This is a genomic window from Minwuia thermotolerans (genome assembly GCF_002924445.1).
Classification (GTDB): Bacteria; Pseudomonadota; Alphaproteobacteria; order Minwuiales; family Minwuiaceae; genus Minwuia; species Minwuia thermotolerans.
On the sequence record NZ_PIGG01000031.1, the window covers coordinates 263,844 to 289,427 of the forward strand.

A 25,584-nucleotide genomic window follows, 5' to 3' on the forward strand; every position below is an offset into this window, starting at 1 on the left:
GCCCGAGCCACAGTGTTCAAAGATTCCTGTGGTTGTAAAGACTTCCTGAACGAAATAGTTGAACAAAGGGTTAAAGGCCCTTGCAAAGACGCGAAATCTGCGGCGAGGCGACCACCTTGCCCTCGCCGCGGAAGGCCTCGTGGTTCTTTTCGATCTCGTCCAGCTTGTAGAGATAATTGACCATCATGCCGGCCGACTGGCGCAGGCCGGATTCGGATCGGTCGCCCATCCAGTTGATCCGCTCCACCCTTGCACCGTTGTTGAGGTGGAAGCGCGCCACCGGGTCCAGCGGCCGCCCCCTGGGATCCTTCTCCCGGGCCAGGTAGCGCGCGCCGAGCCGAATCAGCGGCTCGCGGACGGCTTCGACCAGATCGCCGTCATCCGCCCAGCCCGGATCGTCCAGGATCGCCTTCAGGCCCTGGTGGCCGCTTTCCTTGCGGGCGGTGGCGCGGATCAGACGGTCCTCGGCCTCCGCCAGCAGCGGCTCCTCGCCGTCCAGCGCTCCATCGAGCCAACGCCTGAAGCCGGGAATCGGCGACAGGGTCGCGAACGATTTCAGGTTCGGAAAACGCTGGCTCAGCCGGTCGACCACGCGCTTGATCAGGAAATCGCCGAAGCCGACGCCCGCCAGGCCCGCCTGGCAGTTGGAGATGGAATAGAAGATCGCCGTGTCGGCGGCGTGGGGATCGACCTCCGGCGCGGCCTCGTCGAGCAACGCGTGGACATTGTCGGTCATGCCGTTGACCAGCGCGACCTCCACGAAGATCAGCGGCTCGCCGGGCATGTTCGGATGCATGAAGGAGAAGCAGCGCCGGTCGGAGTCGAGGCGGTTCTTCAGATCCTTCCAGGACCGGATCTCGTGGACCGCCTCGTAGTCGATAAGCTTCTCCAGCAGCGAAGCCGGCGAGTTGAAGGTGATCTGCGCCATCTCCAGGAAACCCACGTCGAACCAGCCGCGCAGGAGTTCCTGCAGATCGCCGTCCAGATCCCTGAGTTCGGGCTGCTCGCGCGCCGCGCGCAGCAGATCGGCGCGCATGTCGACCAGGAACTTCACGCCCCGGTCGAGGCTGTTGAACTGGGTCAGCAGATGTACGCGCGGCGGCACCAGGCTCCTGCGCAGACGGCGGCGGGCCGTCCGGCGCTCCGCCTCGCCTTCCGCAGCGCGGAGCGCGGCCGAGGCCTTGTCCACCTCGTCGGGGTCGATGTCGTATTCCCGCGCCAGCAGGGCGAAGAAGCGCGCGCGTCCCTTCCCATTGAGGCCGAGATAGGCCCGGCCGAGTTCCGCGGCCCTGAGCCGGGCCGAGACGGCGCCGCCCCGATCGGCCAGACAGGCGTCGATCTGACGGCGGATCAGCGGCAGATCGCTGTCGCGCAATTCCCGGTCGACGGAGACCGGACGGACGTTGATGTCGTCGTCGCCCCGCCAGTTGCGCACGCGGTCCAGCGCCCGCACCCAGAAGTTACGCTGCTGTCTCGCCACGGTCCGGGCTCCCTCGGGTTCAGGTTTCGAGAAGGGCTTTCAGCACGACGGGCAGAGCGGGCGCAAGGTCTTCGGCAATCAGCCCCGGTCCGACAATCCGTCCCACCTCGCCGTGCATCCACACCGCCGCGCAGGCCGCTTCGAAGGCCGGCATGCCCTGGGCGAGCAGACCGAGGACGATACCGGCCAGCACATCGCCGGCGCCCGCGGTGGCGAGCGTGGGCGGCGCATTGTCGTTGATCGCCGTGCGCCCGTCGGGGGCGGCGATAACCGTGTCCGGTCCCTTGTGCACGACGACCGCGCCGCTGCGGCGTGCGGCATCTCGGGTGACGGTCAGCTTGTCGGCGCCGCCCTCGAACAGGCGGCCGAACTCGCCCGAATGCGGCGTCAGCACGCAGGGCCCGGCGATGGCCGCGAACAACGCGGCAGGATCGTCCTGGAAGACCGTGATGGCGTCGGCGTCGAGCACGGTGCGCTTCCCTGCGTCGAGCGCGGCCAGCACGATGTCGCGGGTGCGCTGGTCGACGCCGTGGCCGGGCCCGATCAGAACGGCGTTCCTGCGATCGTCGGCGAGCAGCTCCCGCCAGGCGTCGGCGTCCGCGACCGAGGTCAGCATCACGGCCGTCAGGTGCGCGGCGTAGACGATCGCCGCGGATGGCGGCACGGCGCAGGTGACCAGCCCCGCCCCGGCCCTCAGCGCGCCTTCCGCCGCCATGCGCGCGGCGCCCGAAGCGGTCACGCCGCCCCCGGAAACGAGGGCATGGCCGCGCGCGTACTTGTGGCCCTCGGGCGTCAGCCGGGGCAGCGCCCCACGCCAGAGCGGCGGCACGTTGCGGAAGCATTCTGGGGCGATCTCGTCCAGGGCGGAAAGCGGCGTACCGATATCGATGACCTCGACATGGCCGCACAGGAACCGCCCCGGCGCCAGCAGGTGACCCGGCTTCAGGGTGAAGAACGTCGTCGTCAGGTCGGCGCGGAAGACCGGACCGTCATGGCCACCATCGTCGCCGCGCACGCCGCTCGGCACGTCCACCGCCACTACCGTGCGCCCCCGGCTGGCCTCGGCAAGTTCGGCGGGGACGCCTTCCAGCGGACGCGACAGACCGGCGCCGAACAGCGCGTCGACGACCAGCGCCGCCTCGCCCAGGCAGCCGCCGGTGAGCGCCTCGATTTCGCCTTCCCAGCGCCTGGCCATGGTCGCGGCGTCGCCCCTCAGCCGCGCCGGATCGCCCATCAGCGCCAGCCGCACCGGCCAGCCGGCAGCGCGCAGGTGCCGGGCGATGACGAAACCGTCGCCACCATTGTTGCCCGGCCCGCAGAGCACCATCACCGGCTGTGGGGCGTAGCGCGAAAGGATGGCGTCCGCCGCGCCGCCGCCGGCGTTCTCCATCAGCGTCTCGCCATCCACGCCATGGCTTACGGCGTACTCGTCGGCGGCGTACATCTGCCGGACCGTGAGGGCGATATCGGCTGGCGGCGGCCAGGCCATGGTCAGAGTTCCGGACGGCGCGACGCGGCGACCGGATTCGCGGCCTCGTAGGCGGCGGCGATGCGGAGCACGGTCGGGTCATCGAACATGCGGCCGACAATCTGCAGCCCCACGGGCAGGCCGCCATCGGTGAAGCCGCACGGAACCGAGCAGGCCGGCTGCTGCGTCAGGTTGAAGGGATAGCTGAACGGCGTCCACGCGACCCAGCCATTGCCGCCCTCCTCCCAGCCTTCCGGCACCAGCCGGTCGACGCCGAAAGCCGGCACGGAAAGGGACGGCGTGATCAGCGCGTCGTACCCGGCCATGAACAGCTTCATGTTGGAGCCAAGCAGCGCGCGGAGCCGCATTGCGTCCATATACTCGCCGAGCGAGATACCCGACGCGATACCGATGATGCCGGCCAGTCCCGGGTCGAGTTCCGCCTTCTTCTCCTCCGGCAGATTGCGGAGCACGCCATAGGCGCCGGACTGCCAGAGCGTGTTGAAGATCTCCACGGTGTCGCCGATTCCCGGATCGGTCTCGACGATCTCGGCGCCGAGGTCGGCCAGGGCCTCCGCGGCGGCACGCACCGCGGCCGCAACCTCCGCATCGACCCGCGCATGTCCCAGGTCGGGGCTGTAGGCGATGCGCAGCCCCTCGACGCCGCCGGAGAGCACGCGGGCGGGGATCGGATCCGAGGGCACAGAGTACCAGTCCTTCGTGTCCTCCCCCATCATCACATTGAGCATCAGCAGCGAGTCCGCCACCGTGCGGGTCAGCGGTCCCGAATGGGCAAGCGTCCCCATCGGGCTCGCCGGATAGTAGGGCACGCGCCCGAAGCTCGGCTTGTGGCCGAAGACGCCGGCGAAGGCCGCCGGTATGCGAATGGAACCGCCGCCGTCGGTGCCGAGGTGCAGCGCCCCCATGCCCGCGGCGCAGGCAGCCGAGGCGCCGCCCGAGGAGCCGCCTGGGGTGGTGTCCGTGTTCCAGGGATTGCGCGTCACGCCTGTGAGCGGACTGTCGGTGACGCCCTTCCAGCCGTATTCCGGCGTGTTGGTCTTCCCCAGCAGCACCGCGCCGGCCGCCCTCAGCCGGGCCGGCGTGGGCGCGTCTTCCGCCGCGGGTGTCGTATCGGACGTCCTGGAGCCGCGCAGGGTCGACAGGCCGCGCATGTCGAACAGGTCCTTGATCGTGGTCGGCACGCCGTCGACCGGCGACAGCGGCGCACCTTCGCGCCAGCGCCGCTCCGATGCCCGTGCGCCGGCCATGGCGCCGTCACGGTCAAGTACGCGGAAGGCGTTAAGCGTCCCGTCGACCGCGTCGATGCGCCGGAACACGGCTTCCGTCACCTCGACCGGCGAAAAATCGCCGCGCTCGTAGCCGCGCACGAGATCGCCCGCGCTCAAGTAGATCAGATCCCGATCGCCCATCCGTCCCTCCGCTGATGCCGGCGGCATTGTTCATACCCCGCATGGCCCCTGCAATGCTTCAAAGGAGATACCGCCGCAGTACGACAGTGAGACTGCGCCCCTGCCGCAAGCGCTTCCGGCGCCGATGGCGATTGGACATCCGCCCCTCCCCGATTGCAGCGCGGCGCAACCCGCACGATGATGCTGCCCGACCGGGCAAGCAGCGAGGGCATCATGATCGAGTGCGAGATCGCCGTGATCGGCGCCGGAATCGCGGGCATGTCGGCGGCCTGCTTCCTTGCCGAGGCCAGGGGCGACGGCGCGCGGATCGCCGTGCTGGAGCAGGAGACGCAGCCGGGCTACCACACCACCGGGCGCTCGGCGGCGATGTACACCGAGGTCTATGGCAACGCCACCATCCGCGCGATGGTGAAGGCCAGCCGGCGTTTCATGGAGACGCCCGAGGCGCGCTATGCGGAGCACTCGCTGCTCAGCCCGCGCGGCGCCCTGATGATCGCCCGCACGGACCAGACCGCCCGCATCGACGACTTCCTGGCGGAGATGAACCGCCCAGACATCCTGGAGACGGCCGACCGCGAGACCTGCCTGGAACTCTCGCCGGCCCTCGATCCGGACTATGTCGCCGGCGGCGTCCACGAACGCGCAGCCATGGACATCGACGTCCACGGCCTGCATCAGGGTTACATCCGCGTCTTCCGCAGCCTGGGCGGCCGCATCGTCACCGACGCCGGCGTCACCGGCATCGTGCGGACGGGACCGGGTTTCGAAATCGAAACCCGCGGCGGCGAACCGGTGCGGGCCGAGATCGTGATCAACGCCGCGGGCGCCTGGGGCGACATGATCGCGACCATGGCCGGCGCGGTCCCTGTCGGCCTGGTGCCGAAGCGCCGCACGGCCATCACCTTCGACCTGCCGCCGGGCATGACCAATGGCGACTGGCCGCTGACCTTTGACATCGACGAGGAATGGTATTTCAAGCCCGACGCCGGCCGTGTGTTGGCCTCGCCGGCGGACGAGACGCCCGCCGCGCCGAACGACGCCCAGCCGGAGGAGCTGGACATCGCCATCTGCATCGACCGCATCGAACGGGCGACGAGGCTGGAGGTCGGGCGCCCGGCCAGCCGCTGGGCGGGGCTGCGCTCCTTCGTGCACGACCACAGCCCGGTCAACGGCTTCGACGACCGCGTCGACGGCTTCTACTGGCTGGTCGGGCAGGGCGGCTACGGCATCAAGACCTCGCCGGCCATGGGCCGCATCGCGGCGGCGCTGATCGGCGGCGGCGAGGTGCCGGCGGACATCGTCGACTGCGGGCTGGACTATGCCAATCTGGGCGTGGACAGGCTGCGGTAGAACAACCAACCGAACGAAGGGGAGTATCGAGGGGATGAGCGGACGCTGGAAAAACCGGCCGGAGGGCTCCGAATGGGGCGCGCATGGCGCCGACGACGAACTGGGCCGCGTCAACCTGATCACGCCGGAGAAGGTGAAACAGGGAATCGCCGAGGTGAAGGAGGGGCTGACCTTCTGTCTCAGCCTGCCGCTGGACTTTCCCGGCGGGAACATCCTGAACGTGCGCCGCCATCCGCCGCGCCGGCGGCCGACCTTCCTGGAGGACAAGCCCTACATCAACTTCCCGCTGCATCGCCTCGACGCGCAGAACACCGACGTGGTCAGCGACGACGAGGTCACCATCTGCCTGCAGTATTCGACGCAGTGGGATGCGCTCTCTCATGTCGGGGCGTTCTTCGACGCCGACGGCGACGGAACCGACGAGAAGGTCTACTTCAACGGCTTCCGCGCCGGCGAGGACGTGGTCGGCCCCGAATCCTATGACGGCGAGGCGAGCGACGCCGAAGGCTTCGGCGCCAACCGCCTCGGCATCCAGAACTTCGCCCGCCACGGCATGCAGGGCCGGGCAGTGATGATCGACCTGGAGGCCCATGTCGGCCGCGAGCGCGTCTATGTCGGCCATGACCGGCTGATGGAGATCATGGAGGCGGACGGCGTGACCGTGGAGCGCGGCGATATGGTGGTCTTCCGCACCGGTTTCGCCGACGAGATCCTGTCGATGAACCGCACGCCGTCCAAGGAGCGGCTGGAGAACTCCTGCGCCGTGCTCGACGGCCGTGACGAGAAGCTGCTGCAGTGGGTCAGCGAGAGTGGCGCGGCGGCCCTTATCGCCGACAACTACGCCGTCGAGGGCATCCCGGCGCAGCCGAAGGACGGGCGCCGGCCGATGCTGCCGCTGCACCATCACTGCCTGTTCAAGCTCGGCCTGCCGCTGGCGGAACTGTGGTTTCTGTCGGAACTGGCGGACTGGCTGCGCGCCAACGGCCGCAACCGCTTCCTGCTGACGGCGCCGCCGCTCCGCCTGCCCGGCGCAGTCGGCAGTCCCGCCACGCCGGTCGCCACCGTCTGAGATTCCGGACGACGCCCGACTGAAACACGACCGTCATCCATCCGTCATCGCTCGGCAACAGGCGGCCGTTAACCCCTCCCCTTGTCTTCAAACCCAGCAAGGGGGCTCTTCCGATGATGAAACGCATAGGCGCCATCGCCGCGGCGGCGATGGTCTTCGCCGGCACTGCACAGGCCGCGGCCGAGATCGAATGGTGGCACGCCATGGGCGGCAAGCTCGGCGAGAAGGTCGAGGAGATCGCGCAGAAGTTCAACGCTTCGCAGGACCAGTTCTCGGTCAAGCCCGTCTACAAGGGCAACTACACCGAGACCATGACCGCCGCGATCGCCGCGTTCCGCGCCGGCGAGCAGCCGCACGTCGTGCAGGTCTTCGAGGTCGGCACCGCCTCCATGATGGCCGCCAAGGGCGCCGTCTATCCCGTCCACGAACTGATGGCGGACGCGGGCGAGGCGTTCGACCAGGCGGCCTATCTGCCGGCCGTGATCTCCTATTACACCACGCCGGACGGCAAGCTGTTGTCACTGCCGTTCAACAGCTCCACGCCGGTGCTCTGGTACAACAAGGATCTGCTCGACAAGGCCGGCGTCGCCGAGGTGCCGTCGACCTGGGGCGGGATCTACCACGCAGCCGGGAAACTGCAGGAGGCCGGCCACAAGTGCGCGGTCTCCTTCGGCTGGCAGAGCTGGGTGATGATCGAGAACATGTCCGCCTGGCACGACCTGCCCATCGGCACGAAGGCCAACGGCTTCGAGGGCACGGACACCGAGTTCACCTTCAATAACCCCACCATCACCGGCCTGCTGCAGCGGCTGCGCGATTCCATGGCCGACGGCACCTTCAAGTACGGCGGCCGCCGCGGCGAGAGCCTGCCGCTTTTCACCACCGGCGAGTGCGCCATGTGGATGAATTCCTCGGCCTACTACGCTTCGATCAAGGATCAGGCCGAGTTCGCCTTCGGTCAGGCCATGCTGCCCTACTCCGCCGCGGTCGTGGACAAGCCGCAGAATTCGATCATCGGCGGCGCGACCCTGTGGGTGCTGCGCGGCCACGAGTCGGAGGAATACAAGGGCGTCGCGAAGTTCTTCAAGTTCATGTCCTCCGCCGAGATCCAGGCCGACTGGCATCAGTCCACCGGCTACGTGCCGATCACCACGGCAGCCTACGAGCTCTCCAAGGAACAGGGCTACTACGCGGAGAACCAGGGCACGGACACAGCGATCAAGCAGCTCAGCCTGAACGAGCCGACCGCGAACTCGAAGGGCCTGCGTTTCGGCAACTTCGTCCAGATCCGTGACGTCATCAACGAGGAGATGGAAGCGATCTGGGCCGGTCAGAAGGACGCGAAGACCGCCCTCGACGACGCCAAGCGCCGCGGCGACGAGCTGCTGCGCAAGTTCGAACGCACCAACTGAAGCACGGACGGGTTCCGGCGGCGCCCCAGGGTGCCGCCGGCCTGCCGGCTGTTGCACCGTTCCCAATCGACCTCAAGACAATTGATCCCCGACGGACGAACTGCATTTGAAACGCGCGATCTTCAAGCACCGCTGGCTGCCCTACGCCCTGCTCGCGCCGCAGCTCGCCATCACCTTCGTGTTCTTCATCTGGCCAGCCAGCCAGGCGCTGTGGCAGAGCGTGCTGCGCGAGGACGCCTGGGGCCTGCGGTCAGAGTTCATCGGACTCGCGAACTTCGCCGAGCTTTTCGCCAACCCGCTCTATCTTCATTCCTTCCAGATCACGGTGATCTTCTCGGCGCTCGTCACCCTGCTGTCGATGTCGATCTCGCTTCTGCTGGCGGTCAACGCCGACCGGGTGATCCGCGGGGCATCGGCCTACAAGTCGCTGCTGATCTGGCCCTATGCCGTCGCGCCGGCGGTCGCCGGCGTGCTCTGGTTCTTCATGTTCAATCCCACCATCGGGATCCTGGCCTGGCTGCTGAAGGGCCTCGGCATCGACTGGAACCACTACCAGGACGGAACCGACGCCATGGCGCTGATCGTCATCGCCGCCGTCTGGAAGCAGATCAGCTACAATTTCCTGTTCTTCCTGGCCGGCCTGCAGGCGATCCCGAAAAGTCTGATCGAGGCCGCCGCCATCGATGGCGCGGGGCCGGTCCGGCGCTTCTGGACGATCATCTTCCCGCTGCTCTCGCCGACGACCTTCTTCCTGCTGGTGGTCAACGTCGTCTACGCCTTCTTCGACACCTTCGGCATCGTCCACGCGACCACCGACGGCGGCCCGGCGGGCGCGACTTCCATCCTGGTCTACAAGGTTTACAACGACGGCTTCGTCGGTCTCGATCTGGGCGGTTCGGCGGCGCAATCCGTGGTGCTGATGGTCGTGGTCATCGTCCTGACCGTGGTCCAGTTCCGCTACATCGAACGGCGGGTGCAGTACTGACATGGTCGAGAACCGCCCCGTCCTGCGCTTCGTCACGCACCTGATCCTGATCGCGGGCGCCGTCGTGACCCTGCTGCCGATCTGGATCACCTTCGTCGCCTCCACCCATCCGCCTTCGGAGCTGCAGACCTCGCCCATTCCCATGTGGCCGGGCGACCGCTTCTTCGAGAACTACGCAGCGGTCCTGGGCGGCGGCATCGCCGACGCGGGCGGCGTGCCGGTCTGGCTGATGATGCTGAACAGCCTGGCGATGGCGCTGCTGATCACGGTCGGCAAGATCGCCATCTCGCTGACCGCCGCCTTCGCCATCGTCTATTTCCGCTTTCCCTTCAGGATGGCGTGTTTCTGGATTATCTTCGTGACGCTGATGCTGCCGGTCGAAGTGCGCATCCTGCCGACATTCAAGGTCGTCGCCGATCTGGGAATGCTGAATTCCTATGCAGGCCTGTCGGTGCCGCTGATCGCCTCTGCGACCGCGACCTTCCTGTTCCGGCAGTTCTTCATGACGGTGCCGGACGAACTGGCCGAGGCCGCGCGCATCGACGGGGCCAGTCCGATGCGGTTCTTCCGGGACATCCTGTTGCCACTGTCGCGGACCAACATCGCGGCGCTGTTCGTGATCCTCTTCATCTACGGCTGGAACCAGTATCTCTGGCCCCTGCTGATCACCACCGACGAGGATTTCTACACCATCGTCATGGGCATCCAGCGGATGGTGAACGCCGCTGAGCAGCTTCCCGTCTGGCACTACGTGATGGCCACGGCGATGCTGGCCATGATCCCGCCGGTGGCCATCGTCGTCTTCATGCAACGCCAGTTCGTCAAGGGACTGGTGGAAACGGAGAAATAGCGCGCCCATGGGTTCCATCAGTTTCCGAGACGTCCGCAAATCCTACCGCGATCTCCAGGTCGTCCACGGCATCGATCTGGAGGTCGCCGACGGCGAATTCATTGTCATTCTGGGGCCGTCGGGCTGCGGCAAGTCCACACTGCTGCGCATGGTGGCCGGACTTGAGGAAATCTCGGGCGGCGAGATCGACATCGACGGGCGGGTGGTCAACGGCCTGGAGCCGGCGCAGCGCGACATCGCCATGGTGTTCCAGAACTACGCCCTCTACCCGCACATGTCGGTCTACCGGAACATGGCCTATGGCCTGACCATCAAGGGCATGCCGAAAGCGGAGGTCGAGACGCGGGTCCACAAGGCGGCGGAAATCCTGGAGCTGATGCCCTTCCTGGCGCGCAAACCCCGGGAGCTTTCCGGCGGACAGCGCCAGCGCGTCGCCATGGGCCGCGCCATCGTGCGCGAACCGAGCGTCTTTCTGTTCGACGAGCCCCTGTCCAATCTCGACGCCAAGCTGCGGGTGCAGATGCGGCTGGAAATCCACAAGCTGCAGGCGGAACTCGGCAAGACGACACTCTATGTCACCCACGATCAGGTGGAGGCGATGACGCTCGGCCACCGTATCGTCGTGATGAACGCCGGCCGCGCAGAGCAGATCGGCACGCCCGCCGACGTCTACGAGCGCCCGGCCACGACCTTCGTCGCCGGCTTCATCGGCACACCGCCCATGAGCCTGCTGCAAGGCGTCGCCTCGAAGGACGGCCATCATGTCGACCTGCCAGGCGGACTCCGGGTGCCGACGCCGCTCCGGCTCGCATCGGGCCGGCCGGTGGTCGCCGGCGTCAGGCCCGAGAACGTGGACCTGGATCCCGAGGGTCCGATCGAACTGAAGACGGATCTGGTGGAGGTTCTGGGTGCCGACCAGATTGCGCATCTCCGCGCCGATGGCGTTGACCTCCCTGCCCGTCTCCCCCGCCACCAGCCGGTGCGCCCCGGCGAATTGGTGCGCGTCAGCATCGCCGCCCACGATGTCCGGCTGTTCGATCCAGAGACCGGCCAGGCGATCTGAACGCCACCCGTCGGCTGACCCTTCCCATGCGCCGGCGGCTGGCGTAGAAGCCGCGGCCATGAACACGCATGTCCCGAAGATCGGCATCGTCAGCCTGGGCTGTCCCAAGGCGCTGGTGGATTCCGAACGGATCATCACCTCGCTCCGCGCCGAGGGGTATGAGCTCTCGCCGGAATATGCCGGCGCCGACGCGGTGATCGTGAACACCTGCGGTTTCCTCGATTCGGCCAAGGCGGAGAGCCTGGACGCCATCGGCGAGGCCATGCGGGAGAACGGGCGCGTCATCGTCACCGGCTGCATGGGCGTCGACGAGGCGGCAATCCGGGCGAATCATCCGGGCGTCCTGGCCGTCACCGGGCCTCACCAGTACGAGCAGGTTGTCGAGGCGGTTCACGCCCACGCCCCGCCGCCGCCGGAGCCCTTCACGCAGCTGGTGCCGGAAGCCGGACTGAAACTGACGCCCAGGCACTACGCCTATCTGAAGATCTCGGAAGGCTGCAATCATTCCTGCAGCTTCTGCATCATCCCGTCCATGCGCGGCAAGCTGGCCAGCCGGCCCGCGGCCAAGGTGCTCTACGAGGCCGAGCGGCTGGTCCAGGCGGGGGTGCAGGAGCTTCTGGTCATCTCCCAGGACACCTCGGCCTATGGTGTCGACATCAGGCATCAGGCCACACCGTGGCACGGCGAGCCAGTGAAGGCGCACATATTCGACCTGGCGGAGGCGCTGGGCCGGCTGGGGGTCTGGGTCCGGCTGCACTATGTCTACCCCTACCCCCATGTGGATCGGCTGATCCCGCTGATGGCGGACGAGAAGATCCTTCCCTACATCGACATTCCCTTCCAGCACGCCAGCCCGACGGTGCTGAAAGCCATGCGCCGGCCGGCCCATCAGGAACGGACCCTGGACCGCATCGCCGACTGGCGGCGCCAGGCGCCGGACCTGACGATCCGTTCCACCTTCATTGTCGGCTTTCCCGGCGAGACGGAGGAGGATTTCCGCTACCTGCTCGACTGGCTGGAGGAGGCGGAGCTGGATCGCGTCGGCTGCTTCAAATTCGAGCCGGTTGCCGGCGCCGCCGCCAACGATCTGCCCGGCGCGGTACCGGACGAGATCAAGGAAGAACGCTGGCATCGCTTCATGACCGCCCAGGCGGCGGTCAGCGAACGGCGCATGAAGCGGAAGATCGGCTGGGAGATCGACGTCCTGATCGACGAGGCCGACGAGGACGGCGCGATCGGGCGCTCGAAATCCGATGCGCCGGAGATCGACGGCTGCGTCTTCCTCAACGGCGAGACGGGGCTGCAGCCGGGCGATATGGTCCGGGCCGAGGTGGTCGAGGCCGATCACTACGATCTGTGGGCGCGTCTCGCCTGAGCCGCCGCCGTCCCGCGAGGGACGAACGCGAGGCCGTGTTCGCTGCGCCGTCACAGATCGGTCGCAGGCCGGCCCCGTCATGGTCCCGACCCCTTTCCCAGATTCCCTGAAGGGCCGGGTTCGCGCGCCGGCAACGGGCGCACGAACCGAACGGCTCGTGAGAAGCAACAACAACCAGGGAGTACCGTGATGAAGCCGACCCTGCTGACCGCAGCCCTTGCCCTGCTGGCGACCGCCAGCGGCGCCGCCCTTGCCGAGCCGAAGGACGAGGTTCTGAATCTGTCCGGGGGCGATGCCCGCGGCATCCTGATCGACCGCGACGGCGACGGCCGCGGGGATGAGCGTGCGACCGTCCTGGGTCAGGTCTCCGAGATCCGCGGCGACGTCCACTACGCGCGCTACGCGGTCGACCTGGACAATGACGGCGTCGCCGACCGCTGGGTGGTGCGCGCCAAGACGGTGGGGTCCGAACGCGAGATGGCGCTGAACGCGACGCCGGGCGGCCCGCCGGCCGACACCGACGTCGGCGCCGGCGACCCGATCATCCCGACCGAGTAGATCGCCCGCCGCCTGGCCCGCCCCGGCGAGGCCGGGGCGACAGGGCGGATGATCGCGTCGAAGGGCCGGACGCCGCAGGGCGTCCGGCCTTTCCGTTGCGCGAAGGCCAGGGTGCCGGAGTCAGGCACCCGGGACATTGTCGGCCATGTACGCGCCACGCTCACCGATCGGGCGCGGACTGCCGACGGTCGTGTCCGCCCGCGTCTGATGCTCCATCTCCGCGCTGAGCAGCGCGCCGAGCAGAACGACAAAGGCGCTGACATAGAGCCACATGAGGAGGGCGATGACCGCGCCGATCGAGCCATAGGTCTCGTTGTAGCTGGCGAAGTTGGCGACATAGACCGAGAACAGGGCCGAACCGACTGCCCAGAGAACCACCGCAGCCACCACGCCCCAGGCGATCCAGACCAGGCGCGCCTTCCGCCGGCAAGGGCCGTGGCGATAGAGAATGGCAAGCGCAGCGAACAGCGCGCCGAGCGCGATGGGCCAGCGCAGGATCGCGGCCAGCCATTCCCCGAGCGCACCGAAGTTGAAGAGATTCAAAACCACCGGCGTCAGAACCACCGCGGCCAGGGCGACAACGCCGACGACGATCAGCAGCGTCGTCAGGGTCAGGGAAATCAGGATCTCGCGCAGCAGACCACGACGGCCGTTCTCGCGGTAGATCACGCCCAGTCCCGTGACCAGGGCCAGCACGCCCGCGCGTGCGCTCCAGATGGCGACGCCGAGCGACAGGATCGCCGCCAGACCGACTGCAGCGCCCTCGCCCCGGGTGAGGCTCCGGACCTGCCCTCGAGGACCGACAGTACCGTCTCGGGCAGAAAGTTTCCGGCCATCGCCAGAAGGGGCTCCACGTCGGCCGGATCGGCAAAGAAGCCATAGAAGCCGACCAGGGCCGCGATCGCCGGAAACAGCGCCAGCATCGCGAAGAAGGCGACCCCGGCGGCGATCAGGGAAAGGTTGTCCTGACCGATCCGGTCCTTCACCCGCGAGAGAATTGACGACCAGTCGTCCCGGCCAAATCCGGCCGGGCTGGCGATATTGTCCGCCCGGCCGGGTCCGCGTCTGGCGTCAAGTGCCATGGTGGGCGGCCTCCCATCCTCGCAGGACGCAGATCGCTCGTCCCTGGAGGGCAGTTGGCGATCGCCCATGCGGATTCAATCGCCGCGCAACCGCCGGAGCGTCGGCTGACGCTACCACGAACCGAGGCGTCCCCTCTGATCGCTCCGGCCTCGCGGCGCGTCAAACGGGCGCACAATTCCGGGAACAATTCCCTGCTTTATCAGATAGTTGAAAAGCATATCTGACAATTCAGACGATCCTGTGTCGGAATTTGATCGGCGACCCGGTTCAACTCCGGATGTGGATGTCCACCTGTCCGCTCAACGGCGTCGGGTGCTCCGGACAGCCCCATGCCAGGAAGAGAAACAAGAGCCATCCGTCCACTCCCACAAGGAGCGTCGACATGCGCAAGACAATCGTGACCACTGCCACCGCGCTGCTGATGACCGCCGGCGCAGCGTCGGCCGCCGATGATGGCGGGGAGACCGAGGCCACCGCCGATACCGGCGTCAGCGTGCAGAGCTATGGCATCAGCAACGAAGTCGTGGCCGGCGCCGATACGGACGCCGGGAAGGACGGTGAAGCCGAAACCACATCGGGCCTCGACGCGTCCGGCGAAGCCTCCGCGTCCAGCGACACGGACTGAGGCGCAGGACCTCCACGAACGCGGTTTCAGGCGTCGGCCGCCAGGCCCGATGGAGCCGACGCCGCGCGCCGGACGATGCGCCGGCGGAACCGCCCATCCGACATCAAGAAGAAGAAAGCGAGAGTACAACCATGCGTAGGACAATCATCGGAACATCGACCGCGCTGCTGCTCGCCGGCGTTTCCGCGCAGGCCCTGGCGGCGGATACCATCAAGATCGACCGTGACCGCGACGGCACGGCGGAGATGGAAGGCGTGATCATGGCCGGTATCGACCATGACCGCGATGCGGGAACCCCGCAGCTCTATGCCGTCGATACCGACAATGACGGCGACGCCGAGAGCTGGGTCATGCGCGATGCCTCCGCCGAGGCCGGCGCATACTATCATACCTATACCCACTACCAGATGCCGGCCTATGACGGCGAGCGCCGCGCCATGGTGGACATGGACAATGACGGCGTCGCCGAAGCCGACGCCCGCGTCCTGGCGGACTTCGATATCGATGGTGAGGGCGAGCAGCCGACGCACTATGCCGTCGATGTCGACGGCGACGGCTACGCCGACCGCTGGGTCTACTACAACGCCGACCTCCAGACCGAGGGCTCGGCCCGCGGCCACCAGGTCGCCAGCGACTATCTGGAGATCACCGAGGCCGAGCAGGTTGCGGCCGATATCTCCGCGGTGAGCGGTGCGAACCAGCTGGATGACGAGACGGGCCCCAACCCGCTCGAAAGCACCCGCTCCAATCCGGGGGAGCCCTCGGATCTGGACACCGGCGCTGACGCCTCCTATGGCGACAACACCGGCGTCGACGATCAGTAGGATCGGTGGACAGGTGTCGTGTCGGGCGTCAGCCCGACACCTCCCTCCATGCCTCATGGAAGGCCCCGGCGCGCCGGCCGCGCGCCGGGGTTTGTCGTCCGCCGGTGCGCGATTCTGACCCGTACGGTACAAATCCGCACACTCGCTCCCACGTGGAAGGGACGGGAGGCGTTCGATGCGCCTGTCCCGCAGTTGGGAAAGAAGAAGAATGCGTAAGGAGCGAGATTATGCGTAAGGCGCTCATGATGACCCCCATTGCCGTGCTCATGGCGGCAATGCCGCTATCCGCCGGCGCCGCCGACGCGGATACCAGCGCGAAGGCGAAGATCAAGACCGGCATGATGGACGAGACGCGGTCGGACCAGAACTATCCGCTCGCCCGGATCGACGACAACAACGACGGGACCGTGGATGCCGAGGGCAATATCGTCGCCGGTATCGACCATGACCGCGATCCCGCCACCCCCTATCTCTACGCCGTCGATCTGGATGGCGACGGCGTCGGCGATCGCTGGGTCAGCCGGGCCGGAGGCGCGGACTACTACACGACCTACGCCGACTACGAGATGGACCCCCGCACGCCGAACCGCAGCGCCTGGCTGGACATGGACCAGGATGGCGTGGCCGAGACCCGCGCGGATGTCGTGGCCGACTACGGCATGGAAGACGATGTGCCCATGCATTACGCCGTCGACGTGGACGGCGACGGCTACGCCGACCGCTGGGTCTACCACAATGAAGGGCTGCAGGTTGAAGGCAGCTCCTGAGGACGCGGCCTGAAACCCGGGCCAGGCGAGAAGCGCGGCTGCGGCCGGTTTCTCGTCCGGGCCTCGGGCCCCATGTCGCACCCACGGTTCAAATCGGGCGGCGAAGCGCCACCTGCCCTGCATCGGCGGCGCGCAACGCCGCGTTCCCGATTTGACAACAACAACAACGAACAGGAGCGAGAGTTATGCGTAGAACGCTCATTGTCACCCCCATCGCCATGTTGATGGCGAGCACCGCCCTCGCCGCCGACGAGAATGTGGACGCCACCCCGGGCGCTTCCACTCCGATGATGGAATCCACCAGGTCCGATCCGGGCGTGCCTTCCGACGCGCTCGAGGCAGGGCCGAACATCACCGCCGGCGCCACCCAGTTCAACGAGGTGCTCATCGACGACTATGAAGATGTCGAGATGACCGACGGGACTGTCTACCGCGAGCCGCGCACGGTGCGCTTCGACACCGACGCCGACGGCCAGTTCGACACCGAGGGCCAAGTCGTCTCCTACTACAACCGTGCAGACGACTCGTCGATCCCTGCGCTCTACTATGTCGATATCGACGGCGACCGTGATCCCGAGACCTGGATCATCCGCCGCAGCGAACTCGCCACCGGCACGGACGCCGAGTACGCGATGCGCGAGGACGCCCGGTTCGCCATGCGCGACGATGTCGAGGCCGATGACGAGGACCGCTTCTTCTTCGACCCCGAGTTCGACTTCTGGGATGATGACGACGATCTCGTATATGAAGAGAACGACGAAACGATCACCCTCGTCGGCTCGCAGCGGAGCCCCGGCGCCCCTGCCAGCGCTACCGGGCAGGAGTGACCGAAACGGTCTTGCATGAAGGTCCGATCAGCCGCAGATCCTGATCTGCACTGATCGAACACCGTCATGATGAAATCCCGGCCGGGCACGTCCCGGACCGGGATTTCTGCTTTGCGACGAATTCACGACTGATTTTGTAGTAAAATGATCCGCCGTGACAAAGACGGTCACAATCTTGGCGGGCGGTTCAACTGTCTCTCCGACAGCATACATGAGAGTCACGGCAGCCAGATTTACGCTGCCCGAGTACAAGAACAAGAATGCGTAGGAGTTCAGTCATGCGAAACGCGCTTTTCATCACCCCGATCGCGATACTCATGGCCGGCAGCGCCCTGGCCGCCGAGGCGGGCCCCGAGGCCGCCGCCGAAGCCGAGAACAAGGTCATCATCGACGAGGATGCGCCGGAGGATATCTACCCTCGTCCGGAGGGTGAGACCAACACCGTCTTCGCGCCGGAGCCGGGCGTGGTCGAGATGTCGCCCGAGCACCTGGTGCCGGCCGACGAAGCCGAGGTCGTGACGGTTCCCGAAGCGGAGAACGAAGCCGAGGCCGACACAGCCACCGGCGCCGAGTAACGGACGGGAACGGCCGGCCCTGCGCCGGCCGGACTCCCCGCTAACCCGACCCGACCATTCACAGCCAGAAAGGAGGACAGGCAGATGCGACATGCATTGCTGGCCATTCCCGCCGCCGTCCTCATCGCCGGCGCCGCAGGCGCCGCGGAGACGACGGACCCGGACGACGGCCTCGACAATATCACCACCTCCGACGTGAAGCAGGACTATGACATCGCCGGCGACGGCGCGGCGGCCGAACTGGGCCGCGCGGTCTCGACGCCGGGCGCGGTCGAGGAGACCACGGGACCGCTGGGCGACGCTGTCGATCCCGGCGAGCGCCCGAACGCCCCCACCGAGGAGGGCAGCGTGATCACCCCGGATGAACTCGCCGGCTCGGCCGAGGAGATGAGGGAAATGGATGCCTATTTCGACGGCGTCGGCGAAGAGAAGGTGCGGACCCAGGGCGCCGAATAGGCCCCGCGCGACAGTCGAACGGCGGAAAGCCCCGTCCCCGGGACGGGGCTTTTCGTCTGTCTGGCCCCCTCTCTCCGCCCGGCGGCGCGAAGCCATCGACCGCGGAGCACGGCCGCCTGGGGCCGGGCAGTGACCGGTCTGTGACGCCTCGGAGCGGCGGTTCAAACGCTCCTGCATCGGCCTATCTGACAGGTATCGGCGGCGCGGATGAACCGGACGACAAGAAGCCGGGCCCGACGTCGTCGAGCCGACTGTACAACAACCAGAAACAAGTGGAGGTCTTCGCAATGCGCAAGACTCTGATCATGACTTCGATCGCAGCCCTGTTCGCCGGTTCGGCGATGGCTGCGGACATGAAGGCGGAAGCCGACGCCGACACCAGGCTGAAGGCCGGTGTCGAGGCCGGAACCGAGAGCGGCGCCAAGGCCGATGCTGACGCCACGGCCGATACGGACGCCAGGGCGGGCATGAAGGCCGAGGAAGAGACCGGCGCCGAAGCAGACGCCGAGGCGGGCGCCGGCGCTGACGTCGAAGCGGGCGCGGACGCCGATGCGGGGATTTCGACCGAGGGCGACAGCTCCGCCATCGACGGCGCGGGCGACGCCGCAGGCGGCGTGGTGGATGAAGCCGGCGACATGGCCGACGACACCGCCGTCGGCGTGGGCGAGACCACCGGCCAGGCCATCACCGTGGCCGAAGCGGTCGGCAAGGACGTACGCGACAGCGCGGGCGAGAAGGTCGGCAAGGTCGTCGGCGTTCTGCACGATAGCTCGGGCGGTGTGAAGTCGGTGCTGGTCGAGACCGGCGGCATCCTGCTGGGCCTGGGCTCGCGGACCGTCGAGGTTCCGGCCAACCAGGTCAACGTCGACACCGAGGCGGCCGTGGTCGCCATGAGCGAGGCCGAGATCGAGTCCCTGCCCGAATACCAGGGCTGACCCTCGGCGCCACGTGCGAAGACCGACGCCCTCGGAGCCGACGCTCCGGGGGCGTTCCCGGTTGCGCGGCCCGCACGCTCAGTCGCCCTTCAGCCGCTCAGCCGCCAGCGTCTCGACATCCGGATCGAGCGGCGGCGGCCCGAGATCCACGCCGGCGCCCAGATGCTCGGCTACCTGACTCAACGCGGCGATGCGGCCATGGCGCTTCTGCTCGGCGGAGATCACCCGCCACGGCGCATCCGGACTGTCGGTCCGCGCCAGCATTTCATCGATCGCAGCCTCGTAGGCGCGCCGCCTGTCGAGGTTGCGGAAGTCCTCGACCGTCAGCTTCCAGCGCTTCCAGGGGTCGTCCAGCCGAGCGCGGAACCGCCGTTCCTGCTCCTCGGCGGAGACATGCAGGAACAGCTTCACGACCTGCACGCCATCGTCCGTCAGCATCCGCTCGAAATCGTTGATCTCGTCATAGGCGCGGCGCCACTCCGCCTCTTCGGCAAAGCCCTCGACGCGTTCGACGAGCACCCGCCCATACCAGGAGCGATCGAAGATCGCGACCATGCCGGGCTCGGGCAACCGCGCCCAGAACCGCTCGAGGTAATGGCGTCCGTGATACTGCGCCTTCGGGGCGGCGATGGGCCAGACCTGGAAGCCGCGCGGATCCATCCTGGCCGTCATTCGCCGGATCAGGCCGCCCTTGCCGGCCGCGTCCCAGCCCTCCAGGACGATGCAGGCGCGCAGGTCGAAGCGCCGGTAGGCCAGTTCGATCGTCCGCATCGCGTGCTGGAGGTCGTCGAGCCGGGCCGCATAGTCCTTCCTGCCGATCGTGGCATCCAGATCGACGTCGGCGAGACGCGAGGCCATCGCGGCTCAGGCCTCGGGGGCGATGGTGAGCGTCAGGCCGTCCAGGTCCTCGGTCATCTCGATCTGGCAGGAAAGGCGCGAGTTCGGCTGGTAGGTCGGCTCATCGCTCACCAGTTCGCGCTCGTCGGCTTCCTGAGCCGGCAGCTTTTCCAGCCAGGCAGGGTCGACATACACGTGGCAGGTGGCGCAGGAGCAGGAGCCGCCGCAGATCGCCTCCACCTCGTAGTCGTTGTCGCGCAGGTTCTCCATAACGGAGACGCCGGTTTCCGCCTCGAAGTCCGAGGGCTCCCCGGCGCGGTTGATGACGTGGATTGTCGGCATGACTTCCCCTTGTTCAGCCGTGACTCGTGTTCGTTTCAGACTTCCTTGACCGGAATGGCCGTGTCGGCAAGACGCGCGGGATCGACATCGCGTCCTTCGGCGATCCACTTGCGGCCGCGGACATAGTCGCCGCCGACATTGACCGCGTTGACGCCGGTGACCTTGCCGTCGCGGAGATAGAAGACCGAGAAGGCGCCGCTCGCCGGGTCGCCGCGAACGACGACCTGGTCATCAGGTCCGGGAAGCCCGGCCATCTGCAGCTTCAGATCGAATTGATCGGACCAGAACCAGGGCACCTCGGCATAGTCGGCGCCCTTGCCCTGCCATTCGTTGGCGATGCAGCGGGCCTGGTCGACGGCGTTCTGCACCGATTCCAGACGGAGTCGCCGCCCCAGCAGGGCGTTGGGGTGGTCGGTGCAGTCGCCGGCGGCCCAGATCGCCGGATCCGAGGTCCGGGCCCGTTCATCGACGACGATGCCGTCGCCGATCGCGAGGCCCGCCGTCTCGGCCAGTTCGACATTCGGGATGACGCCGATGCCCACCACGATCAGGTCGCAGTCATGGCGCTGGCCGGCGGTATCGACCACTGCTTGGACTCGGTCGGTTCCGACGAATTCGGCGACGCCGGTGTTCAGCAGGATCTCGACGCCATGCTTGCGGTGCTGGTCCTCGTAGAACCGGGAGACGGGCTCGGCCACCGCACGCCCCATGACACGGTCCATCATCTCGATCACCTTCACGCGGCAGCCGATGGTCGACAGCGCCGCCGCCGCCTCCAGCCCGATATAGCCGCCGCCGATAACCACGACGCGGCTGCCCTCGCGCGCCTCGGCGCGGATGGCTTCCGTGTCGGCGATCGCGCGGATGTAATGGACGCCCGGCAAGGCCGAGCCGGGAATGTCGATACGGCGCAGCCGGGCGCCGGTGCAGAGCGCCAGCAGGTCGTAGTCGAGCGCCGTGCCGTCCGAGAGCATGGCCTTGCGGCCCTCCCGGTCGATCACGTCGCAGCGGACGCCGAGCTTCAGGTCGATGCCCTTCTTCTCGTAGAAGTCCGCAGGCCGGAGAAAGGTCTTCTCCACCGGGATCTCGCCCGCCAGCAGCTGTTTCGACAACGGCGGCCGTTCGTAGGGGGGCCAGGTCTCCTCGCCCACCAGTGTGATGTCGAAGGCCTCGCCTGCGCGGGCAAGCTGCGCCGCCAGGATGCCGCCGGCATGGCCGGCGCCGATGATCACTGCTTTCTGGCTCATGCCGACCTTCTTACGCAAAGACGGGAGACGAAGGAAGACGCGACGGGCCCTCGCGATCAGACCCCGAAGGGCGCGCGCGGACCGTCGAGCGAAGCGGCCAGGAAGATCAGGCCGAAAGCCAGCAGGGCGAGCGCGCCGAGAACCTTCAGCCCCACCTCGATCCGCCCGATCCAGACCATGTCGCGGGCGGCGAGACCGAGGGCGAGGCGCTTGGACGCCAGGGTGAGAACGGCCAGCGCCGAGACCGTGACCGCCGTTCCCATCGACATGGCGAAGGTCGCGCCGACACCGGCCCAGTAGAGGCCGTTGGCGATGGCGAAGACGAGGACGATCAGCGCCCCGCCGCAGGGCCGGATTCCGACTGCCAGCACGATGGGGAGGGCGCGCCGGATGGTGAGCGGCTCCCGCGTCAGAACCGCCATGTCGGGCCCGTGATGATGGTGATCGTGCCCGTGATCCTGCTCATCATGGCTGTGCCGGTGATGTGGATGCCCGCGTCCCGTCGCCGCCTGCCAGAGCAGCCAGGCGCCGATCGCCGCGATCAGGCCGAAACTCGCCTGCTCCAGCGACCAGGCCGCGCCGAGCAGCCGCTGTCCAACGAGGTCGAAGGCCCATGCGCCGCCGAAGACCAGCGCGATCGCGCTCACGCCCTGCGCCACCGAGGACAGCAAGGCCAGCAGGACGCCCTGCCGCACCGCACGTTCGTTGGCCAGAAGGTAGGACGTGATCACTGCCTTGCCGTGCCCGGGGCCGACGGCGTGGAAGACCCCGTAGAGCAGGCTGATGGCAATGAGTCCCCACGCGGTCGAGAGGCTGTAATCCTGCTTCAGCACCCGGACGGCCCCGGCCAGCTGGCGGTAGAGCTCGCCCTGGATGCGGCGGACCTCCGCCATTGCCTCGCCGTACCAGGATGGTTTCGCCGCTTCCGCCTGCGGCGCCGGACCGCGCTGAAAGGGCGAGCTCTGCTGGGCCGCGGCTGGGGCGTTCGCAGCGATCAGGAACGCCAGCAGCGCGCCGGCAAGAAGAATCAGCGGCCGCATCTCAGGCTGACGACCGGTGCGAAAGCCGCGGCCCAGGCGCTGTCCTGTGTGAGGGACGCGACTTCGGTGTCGGATACGTTCTCGGGTTGCTCGCCTGCCGCCATCCCGACGGCGCTGCAGTTGCCCGGCGCGCCCCCGACCAGGGCCACCTCGGCGGCGGGATCGGTATCGAAGGCGACATAGTAGCTCGGATCCACGGTGCGCAGGCGGACGGCCACGTCGGCCGGACTGACAGGATATTCCAGCGGCAGGACGAACCACATCACCAGAACGCCGTCGTCGTCCTCGGCCCCGAATTCCGTCACCTTCCCCAAGCCGGCCTCAGCCGTGCCGACCAGAACCTCGGTGAAGTAGTTCCATTCCGCCAGGTGGCCGACATTGGTGGCGGCGAGTTCGGCGAGTTCAGCCTCCGACGTCTTGCCGTCGCTGTCGGCGTCGGAGCCCTGGATGGCGAAGGCGGAATACAGTTCGTCGAAACGCCATGTGGTGCGCACGGCGGAGACGCGGCCCTGATCGTCGAAGATGAAGGCGGTTCTGGTGTCGACCCAGACATGCGGGTGCGCGCTGACCGCCGTCGCCGCCAGCAGCGGCAGCGCCGCCGCCAGAATGGCCGAAACAAACACGCGTCCCATTCCACTGACCTCCGAACCGGTGAACCTTCCTATCACACGCGCCGTGCGGTGCGCATCGGGGAATCGCTGTGCATCCGCAGAAACGAAGCGTTTCCATCGACGGGGCCTGACTCGGGACGCAGGCAGCATATCTCCGGTGCAGCAGCGTCTTCCGAGCGGGCGGACATGTCGCTGTCGTCGCAAACCCGCCCCTCCCCCACATCGGCCACAACGGCCGGGTACAACAAGAAAGGTATTCCCCATGACCAAGGTACTGGTTCTCTACTACAGCGCGTTCGGCCACGTCGAAACCATGGCCAAGGCCGTGGCCGAAGGCGCGCAGTCCGTCGCGGGCGCCAAGGTTGACCTGAAGCGTGTCCCGGAAACGGTCCCCGATGACATCGCGCAGGCGAAGGGCTTCAAGCGCGACCGGGACGTCGAGATCGCCAGCCCGGAAGAGCTGGAAAACTACGACGCCATCATCTTCGGCACGCCCACCCGCTTCGGCATGATGTGCGGACAGATGCGCAATTTCCTCGACCAGACCGGGGCGCTCTGGGCCACGGGCAAGCTGGTCGGCAAGGTCGGCGGCGTCTTCACCTCGTCGGCCACCCAGCATGGCGGTCAGGAGAGCACGATCCTCTCCTTCCACACCACGCTGCTGCATCAGGGCATGGTCGTCGCCGGGCTGCCCTACGCCTTCCAGGGCCAGATGGGTCTGGACGAGATCAAGGGCGGTTCGCCCTACGGCGCCTCCACCATCGCCGGCGGCGACGGCTCGCGGCAGCCGTCCGAGGTCGAACTGGAGGGCGCCCGCTTCCAGGGCCGCCACATCACCGAGATTGCGAGCCGCCTGAAGGGTCAGCTCAGTGCGGGCGTGCCGGCGGCGGAGGCGGCGTAACCTCCGCCTCCTCGTCGCAGATCACGGCATAGGGCGCGTCGAGGCGCTGTCCGCGGTAGCGGATGGCGCCCGTGCGCGTGTCCACCGTGACCTCGCCGGCGTTGACCTCGACTTCACCGAGAAATGGCGGCGCAACCGCAAGGAACTCCGTGATCGGTATGAGGAGCTGGATCGAGACTTCGGACGGCGGCGTGACATTGGAACCGCCGCCGATGTCGGCAGGCGCAACCGGCCGGCCATGGACATCCACGCCGGGCTGATAGGCGACGTCCGGCGCCGGCTGGTGTAGCTCCGCCAGGCGGCAGCGGCCCTCCTCGATCACCACGGTCTGGGCCACGGCGGCGAAGGGCAGAAGACACAGCAGGGCGGAAATCCATCGCATCCCGGCAGCCTGCCCGACTATCCTCAGCAAAACCTTAAAACGCCCCCTGAGGAACCGCCTTGCCGAAGATCGTCTACCTCGACGCCTTTCCCGCAGACAACGCGCTCGACATCCTCAAGCCCCATGCGCCGGGACTCGAGGTCGTCCGGATCGGCCGCGACCAGCCGCTCGAGGACAGCTTCGCCGCGCTCGCCGATGCGCATGCCTATCAGTGCGTGCCGGCGCGTGACGAGGTGCCGGAGCCATTGCGCATTCATCGCGAGTTCCTGGCACGCGCGCCGGAACTGCTCGTCGTCTCCTCGGGCGGCTCGGGGGTCGATACCTTCGACATCGACGCCTGCACGGAGGCCGGGGTGCTGGTGGTCAACCAGGCCGGCGGCAACGCCGAGGCGGTGGCCGAGCACGCGCTTGGCATGATGCTCATGCTGCTGAAGAAGGCGCCGCAGTCCGACCGTGCGCTGCGACGCGGCTGGAACGGCGCGCGCGTCGAGTTCCGCGGCGCCGATCTGCTGGGCAAGACGGTCGGCATCATCGGCCTGGGCCATGTCGGCGCGCGCATGGCCGAAATCTGCCGCAGCGCGTTCCGCTGCGAGGTTCTGGCCTGCGACCCCTATATCGCCCGCGCCGATTTCGCAGAACGCAATGCGGTTCAGGCCGATTTCGAAGAAGTGCTGACGCGGGCCGACATCGTCACGGTCCATACGCCGCTGACGCCGGAGACGCGCGGCATGTTGAATGCCGAAGCTTTCGCCCGGATGAAGCCCGGGGCCCTGTTCGTCACCACGGCGCGCGGTTCGATCCACGACGAGGCGGCGCTGGCCGAAGCGCTGGAAAGCGGCCGTCTGGGCGGCGCGGGCCTTGATGTCTGGGACACGGAGCCGCCGGCGGCGGATCATCCCCTGCTCGGCTTCGACAACGTCATCGCCACGCCGCACACGGCCGGCGTGACCAGGGACAGCCGGGAACGCATGGCCGAGTATGCCGCAACACAGCTGATTGGGCTGATGGCCGGCGGCGACCCTGCCCGGCCCGTGAACCCTGAGGTCCTGCCCCGTTACCGTGCCCGGTTCCGGGAGATTCTCGGTGGATGAG

28 protein-coding genes are annotated in these 25,584 nt (G+C 67.5%); 17 read left to right on the forward strand and 11 right to left on the reverse strand.

All coding sequences use genetic code 11. From position 1 onward, the window contains the following. Positions 1 to 70: 70 nt before the first annotated feature. From CWC60_RS09160 to CWC60_RS09170, 3 genes are read right to left on the reverse strand one after another with little or no spacing between them, the layout of a single operon-like run. Positions 71 to 1,480 carry a malonyl-CoA decarboxylase gene (locus tag CWC60_RS09160; RefSeq protein ID WP_206419849.1) on the reverse strand — a complete coding sequence of 470 codons (1,410 nt, stop codon included), beginning with the start codon at positions 1,478 to 1,480 and terminating at the stop codon, positions 71 to 73. Positions 1,481 to 1,499: 19 nt separating this feature from the next. Beyond that, entirely contained in the window at positions 1,500 to 2,969 is a 1,470-nt protein-coding gene (locus CWC60_RS09165) for an NAD(P)H-hydrate dehydratase (protein ID WP_109793686.1), read from the reverse strand. A gap of 2 nt (positions 2,970 to 2,971) precedes the next feature. Beyond that, positions 2,972 to 4,378, reverse strand: a complete 1,407-nt coding sequence (locus tag CWC60_RS09170; RefSeq protein WP_109793687.1) for an amidase — start codon at positions 4,376 to 4,378, stop codon at positions 2,972 to 2,974. 177 nt (positions 4,379 to 4,555) lie between these two features. Here CWC60_RS09170 and CWC60_RS09175 point away from each other — a divergent pair, with 177 nt between their 5' ends. The 8 genes from CWC60_RS09175 (at position 4,556) to CWC60_RS09210 (ending at position 13,040) form a co-directional block, all read left to right on the forward strand. Next, on the forward strand, positions 4,556 to 5,728 hold the full coding sequence (locus tag CWC60_RS09175; RefSeq protein WP_206419850.1) for an NAD(P)/FAD-dependent oxidoreductase: 1,173 nt from the start codon (positions 4,556 to 4,558) through the stop codon (positions 5,726 to 5,728). A gap of 34 nt (positions 5,729 to 5,762) precedes the next feature. Then, entirely contained in the window at positions 5,763 to 6,797 is a 1,035-nt protein-coding gene (locus CWC60_RS09180; RefSeq protein WP_109793688.1) for a cyclase family protein, read from the forward strand. Positions 6,798 to 6,910: 113 nt separating this feature from the next. Further along, positions 6,911 to 8,209, forward strand: a complete 1,299-nt coding sequence (gene ugpB, locus CWC60_RS09185) for a sn-glycerol-3-phosphate ABC transporter substrate-binding protein UgpB (RefSeq protein ID WP_109793689.1) — start codon at positions 6,911 to 6,913, stop codon at positions 8,207 to 8,209. Between the two features lie 100 nt (positions 8,210 to 8,309). Further along, positions 8,310 to 9,194, forward strand: a complete 885-nt coding sequence (gene ugpA / locus CWC60_RS09190) for a sn-glycerol-3-phosphate ABC transporter permease UgpA (protein ID WP_420891153.1) — start codon at positions 8,310 to 8,312, stop codon at positions 9,192 to 9,194. A 1-nt stretch (position 9,195) separates the two neighbouring features. Then, the gene (ugpE, locus tag CWC60_RS09195; RefSeq protein WP_109793691.1) at positions 9,196 to 10,044 is read left to right on the forward strand and encodes a sn-glycerol-3-phosphate ABC transporter permease UgpE; all 849 of its coding nucleotides are present in this window, start codon (positions 9,196 to 9,198) and stop codon (positions 10,042 to 10,044) included. Between the two features lie 7 nt (positions 10,045 to 10,051). After that, positions 10,052 to 11,107, forward strand: a complete 1,056-nt coding sequence (ugpC, locus tag CWC60_RS09200; RefSeq protein WP_109793692.1) for a sn-glycerol-3-phosphate ABC transporter ATP-binding protein UgpC — start codon at positions 10,052 to 10,054, stop codon at positions 11,105 to 11,107. A 58-nt stretch (positions 11,108 to 11,165) separates the two neighbouring features. Continuing rightward, on the forward strand, positions 11,166 to 12,482 hold the full coding sequence (gene rimO, locus CWC60_RS09205; RefSeq protein WP_109793693.1) for a 30S ribosomal protein S12 methylthiotransferase RimO: 1,317 nt from the start codon (positions 11,166 to 11,168) through the stop codon (positions 12,480 to 12,482). A gap of 189 nt (positions 12,483 to 12,671) precedes the next feature. After that, positions 12,672 to 13,040, forward strand: coding sequence for a hypothetical protein (locus tag CWC60_RS09210; RefSeq protein WP_109793694.1), 369 nt, complete (start codon positions 12,672 to 12,674; stop codon positions 13,038 to 13,040). 120 nt (positions 13,041 to 13,160) lie between these two features. Here CWC60_RS09210 and CWC60_RS09215 read toward each other — a convergent pair whose 3' ends face one another. Beyond that, the gene (locus CWC60_RS09215; RefSeq protein WP_109793695.1) at positions 13,161 to 13,787 is read right to left on the reverse strand and encodes a YihY/virulence factor BrkB family protein; all 627 of its coding nucleotides are present in this window, start codon (positions 13,785 to 13,787) and stop codon (positions 13,161 to 13,163) included. Then, positions 13,706 to 14,122: a YhjD/YihY/BrkB family envelope integrity protein gene (locus CWC60_RS24260; protein ID WP_164516451.1), complete on the reverse strand. Its 417-nt coding sequence runs from the start codon at positions 14,120 to 14,122 to the stop codon at positions 13,706 to 13,708. Before CWC60_RS24260 ends, CWC60_RS09215 begins: the two co-directional genes overlap by 82 nt. A 383-nt stretch (positions 14,123 to 14,505) precedes the next feature. On the opposite strand from CWC60_RS24260, the gene CWC60_RS09225 reads away from it, so the two are divergent. The 7 genes from CWC60_RS09225 to CWC60_RS09255 all read left to right on the forward strand — a co-directional run bounded on the left by CWC60_RS09225 (position 14,506) and on the right by CWC60_RS09255 (position 19,132). Continuing rightward, entirely contained in the window at positions 14,506 to 14,748 is a 243-nt protein-coding gene (locus CWC60_RS09225) for a hypothetical protein (RefSeq protein WP_109793697.1), read from the forward strand. Positions 14,749 to 14,879: 131 nt separating this feature from the next. Next, positions 14,880 to 15,572: a hypothetical protein gene (locus CWC60_RS09230; RefSeq protein WP_109793698.1), complete on the forward strand. Its 693-nt coding sequence runs from the start codon at positions 14,880 to 14,882 to the stop codon at positions 15,570 to 15,572. A 227-nt stretch (positions 15,573 to 15,799) separates the two neighbouring features. Continuing rightward, positions 15,800 to 16,339 (forward strand): hypothetical protein, encoded by a 540-nt coding sequence (locus tag CWC60_RS23555; protein WP_164516452.1) that lies wholly within the window; start codon positions 15,800 to 15,802, stop codon positions 16,337 to 16,339. A 185-nt stretch (positions 16,340 to 16,524) separates the two neighbouring features. Next, positions 16,525 to 17,166, forward strand: coding sequence for a hypothetical protein (locus tag CWC60_RS09240; RefSeq protein WP_109796365.1), 642 nt, complete (start codon positions 16,525 to 16,527; stop codon positions 17,164 to 17,166). Between the two features lie 278 nt (positions 17,167 to 17,444). Then, on the forward strand, positions 17,445 to 17,741 hold the full coding sequence (locus tag CWC60_RS09245) for a hypothetical protein (RefSeq protein ID WP_109793700.1): 297 nt from the start codon (positions 17,445 to 17,447) through the stop codon (positions 17,739 to 17,741). An 84-nt stretch (positions 17,742 to 17,825) separates the two neighbouring features. Then, positions 17,826 to 18,197, forward strand: coding sequence for a hypothetical protein (locus tag CWC60_RS09250; protein WP_125182750.1), 372 nt, complete (start codon positions 17,826 to 17,828; stop codon positions 18,195 to 18,197). 287 nt (positions 18,198 to 18,484) lie between these two features. Beyond that, entirely contained in the window at positions 18,485 to 19,132 is a 648-nt protein-coding gene (locus CWC60_RS09255; RefSeq protein ID WP_109793702.1) for a PRC-barrel domain-containing protein, read from the forward strand. A 78-nt stretch (positions 19,133 to 19,210) separates the two neighbouring features. On the opposite strand, the gene CWC60_RS09260 is transcribed toward CWC60_RS09255, so the two are convergent. From CWC60_RS09260 to CWC60_RS09280, 5 genes are read right to left on the reverse strand one after another with little or no spacing between them, the layout of a single operon-like run. After that, positions 19,211 to 19,990: a polyphosphate kinase 2 family protein gene (locus CWC60_RS09260; RefSeq protein ID WP_109793703.1), complete on the reverse strand. Its 780-nt coding sequence runs from the start codon at positions 19,988 to 19,990 to the stop codon at positions 19,211 to 19,213. Positions 19,991 to 19,996: 6 nt separating this feature from the next. Then, positions 19,997 to 20,311, reverse strand: coding sequence for a 2Fe-2S iron-sulfur cluster-binding protein (locus CWC60_RS09265; protein WP_109793704.1), 315 nt, complete (start codon positions 20,309 to 20,311; stop codon positions 19,997 to 19,999). A gap of 35 nt (positions 20,312 to 20,346) precedes the next feature. Continuing rightward, complete coding sequence (locus tag CWC60_RS09270) at positions 20,347 to 21,558, reverse strand: NAD(P)/FAD-dependent oxidoreductase (RefSeq protein WP_109793705.1); 1,212 nt, start codon at positions 21,556 to 21,558, stop codon at positions 20,347 to 20,349. A 56-nt stretch (positions 21,559 to 21,614) separates the two neighbouring features. Further along, on the reverse strand, positions 21,615 to 22,598 hold the full coding sequence (locus tag CWC60_RS09275; RefSeq protein WP_109793706.1) for a nickel/cobalt transporter: 984 nt from the start codon (positions 22,596 to 22,598) through the stop codon (positions 21,615 to 21,617). Next, complete coding sequence (locus CWC60_RS09280; RefSeq protein ID WP_164516453.1) at positions 22,586 to 23,230, reverse strand: DUF1007 family protein; 645 nt, start codon at positions 23,228 to 23,230, stop codon at positions 22,586 to 22,588. The genes CWC60_RS09275 and CWC60_RS09280 overlap by 13 nt, the downstream gene beginning before the upstream one ends. A gap of 241 nt (positions 23,231 to 23,471) precedes the next feature. Between CWC60_RS09280 and wrbA the strand changes: the two genes are divergently transcribed. After that, entirely contained in the window at positions 23,472 to 24,110 is a 639-nt protein-coding gene (gene wrbA / locus CWC60_RS09285; protein ID WP_109793708.1) for an NAD(P)H:quinone oxidoreductase, read from the forward strand. On the opposite strand, the gene CWC60_RS09290 is transcribed toward wrbA, so the two are convergent. Continuing rightward, positions 24,076 to 24,492 (reverse strand): hypothetical protein, encoded by a 417-nt coding sequence (locus tag CWC60_RS09290; RefSeq protein ID WP_109793709.1) that lies wholly within the window; start codon positions 24,490 to 24,492, stop codon positions 24,076 to 24,078. The genes wrbA and CWC60_RS09290 overlap by 35 nt on opposite strands. Before the next feature lie 59 nt (positions 24,493 to 24,551). Here CWC60_RS09290 and CWC60_RS09295 point away from each other — a divergent pair, with 59 nt between their 5' ends. After that, positions 24,552 to 25,583 (forward strand): hydroxyacid dehydrogenase, encoded by a 1,032-nt coding sequence (locus CWC60_RS09295; protein WP_109793710.1) that lies wholly within the window; start codon positions 24,552 to 24,554, stop codon positions 25,581 to 25,583. Position 25,584: the final 1 nt, after the last annotated feature.

Excerpts from the sequence above, each read along its gene's own strand:
- rimO (WP_109793693.1), top strand. The coding sequence starts at position 11,166 with ATGAACACGCATGTCCCGAAGATCGGCATCGTCAGCCTGGGCTGTCCC.
- CWC60_RS09245 (WP_109793700.1), top strand. The coding sequence starts at position 17,445 with ATGCGAAACGCGCTTTTCATCACCCCGATCGCGATACTCATGGCCGGC.
- wrbA (WP_109793708.1), top strand. The coding sequence starts at position 23,472 with ATGACCAAGGTACTGGTTCTCTACTACAGCGCGTTCGGCCACGTCGAA.
- CWC60_RS09260 (WP_109793703.1), bottom strand. The coding sequence starts at position 19,990 with ATGGCCTCGCGTCTCGCCGACGTCGATCTGGATGCCACGATCGGCAGG.
- CWC60_RS23555 (WP_164516452.1), top strand. The coding sequence starts at position 15,800 with ATGCGTAAGGCGCTCATGATGACCCCCATTGCCGTGCTCATGGCGGCA.
- CWC60_RS09225 (WP_109793697.1), top strand. The coding sequence starts at position 14,506 with ATGCGCAAGACAATCGTGACCACTGCCACCGCGCTGCTGATGACCGCC.
- CWC60_RS09240 (WP_109796365.1), top strand. The coding sequence starts at position 16,525 with ATGCGTAGAACGCTCATTGTCACCCCCATCGCCATGTTGATGGCGAGC.
- CWC60_RS09175 (WP_206419850.1), top strand. The coding sequence starts at position 4,556 with ATGATGCTGCCCGACCGGGCAAGCAGCGAGGGCATCATGATCGAGTGC.
- CWC60_RS09210 (WP_109793694.1), top strand. The coding sequence starts at position 12,672 with ATGAAGCCGACCCTGCTGACCGCAGCCCTTGCCCTGCTGGCGACCGCC.
- CWC60_RS09290 (WP_109793709.1), bottom strand. The coding sequence starts at position 24,492 with ATGCGATGGATTTCCGCCCTGCTGTGTCTTCTGCCCTTCGCCGCCGTG.
- CWC60_RS09230 (WP_109793698.1), top strand. The coding sequence starts at position 14,880 with ATGCGTAGGACAATCATCGGAACATCGACCGCGCTGCTGCTCGCCGGC.
- CWC60_RS24260 (WP_164516451.1), bottom strand. The coding sequence starts at position 14,122 with ATGGCACTTGACGCCAGACGCGGACCCGGCCGGGCGGACAATATCGCC.
- CWC60_RS09280 (WP_164516453.1), bottom strand. The coding sequence starts at position 23,230 with ATGGGACGCGTGTTTGTTTCGGCCATTCTGGCGGCGGCGCTGCCGCTG.
- ugpC (WP_109793692.1), top strand. The coding sequence starts at position 10,052 with ATGGGTTCCATCAGTTTCCGAGACGTCCGCAAATCCTACCGCGATCTC.
- CWC60_RS09255 (WP_109793702.1), top strand. The coding sequence starts at position 18,485 with ATGCGCAAGACTCTGATCATGACTTCGATCGCAGCCCTGTTCGCCGGT.
- CWC60_RS09180 (WP_109793688.1), top strand. The coding sequence starts at position 5,763 with ATGAGCGGACGCTGGAAAAACCGGCCGGAGGGCTCCGAATGGGGCGCG.
- CWC60_RS09165 (WP_109793686.1), bottom strand. The coding sequence starts at position 2,969 with ATGGCCTGGCCGCCGCCAGCCGATATCGCCCTCACGGTCCGGCAGATG.
- CWC60_RS09270 (WP_109793705.1), bottom strand. The coding sequence starts at position 21,558 with ATGAGCCAGAAAGCAGTGATCATCGGCGCCGGCCATGCCGGCGGCATC.
- CWC60_RS09275 (WP_109793706.1), bottom strand. The coding sequence starts at position 22,598 with ATGCGGCCGCTGATTCTTCTTGCCGGCGCGCTGCTGGCGTTCCTGATC.
- ugpE (WP_109793691.1), top strand. The coding sequence starts at position 9,196 with ATGGTCGAGAACCGCCCCGTCCTGCGCTTCGTCACGCACCTGATCCTG.
- CWC60_RS09170 (WP_109793687.1), bottom strand. The coding sequence starts at position 4,378 with ATGGGCGATCGGGATCTGATCTACTTGAGCGCGGGCGATCTCGTGCGC.
- CWC60_RS09250 (WP_125182750.1), top strand. The coding sequence starts at position 17,826 with ATGCGACATGCATTGCTGGCCATTCCCGCCGCCGTCCTCATCGCCGGC.
- CWC60_RS09265 (WP_109793704.1), bottom strand. The coding sequence starts at position 20,311 with ATGCCGACAATCCACGTCATCAACCGCGCCGGGGAGCCCTCGGACTTC.
- ugpB (WP_109793689.1), top strand. The coding sequence starts at position 6,911 with ATGATGAAACGCATAGGCGCCATCGCCGCGGCGGCGATGGTCTTCGCC.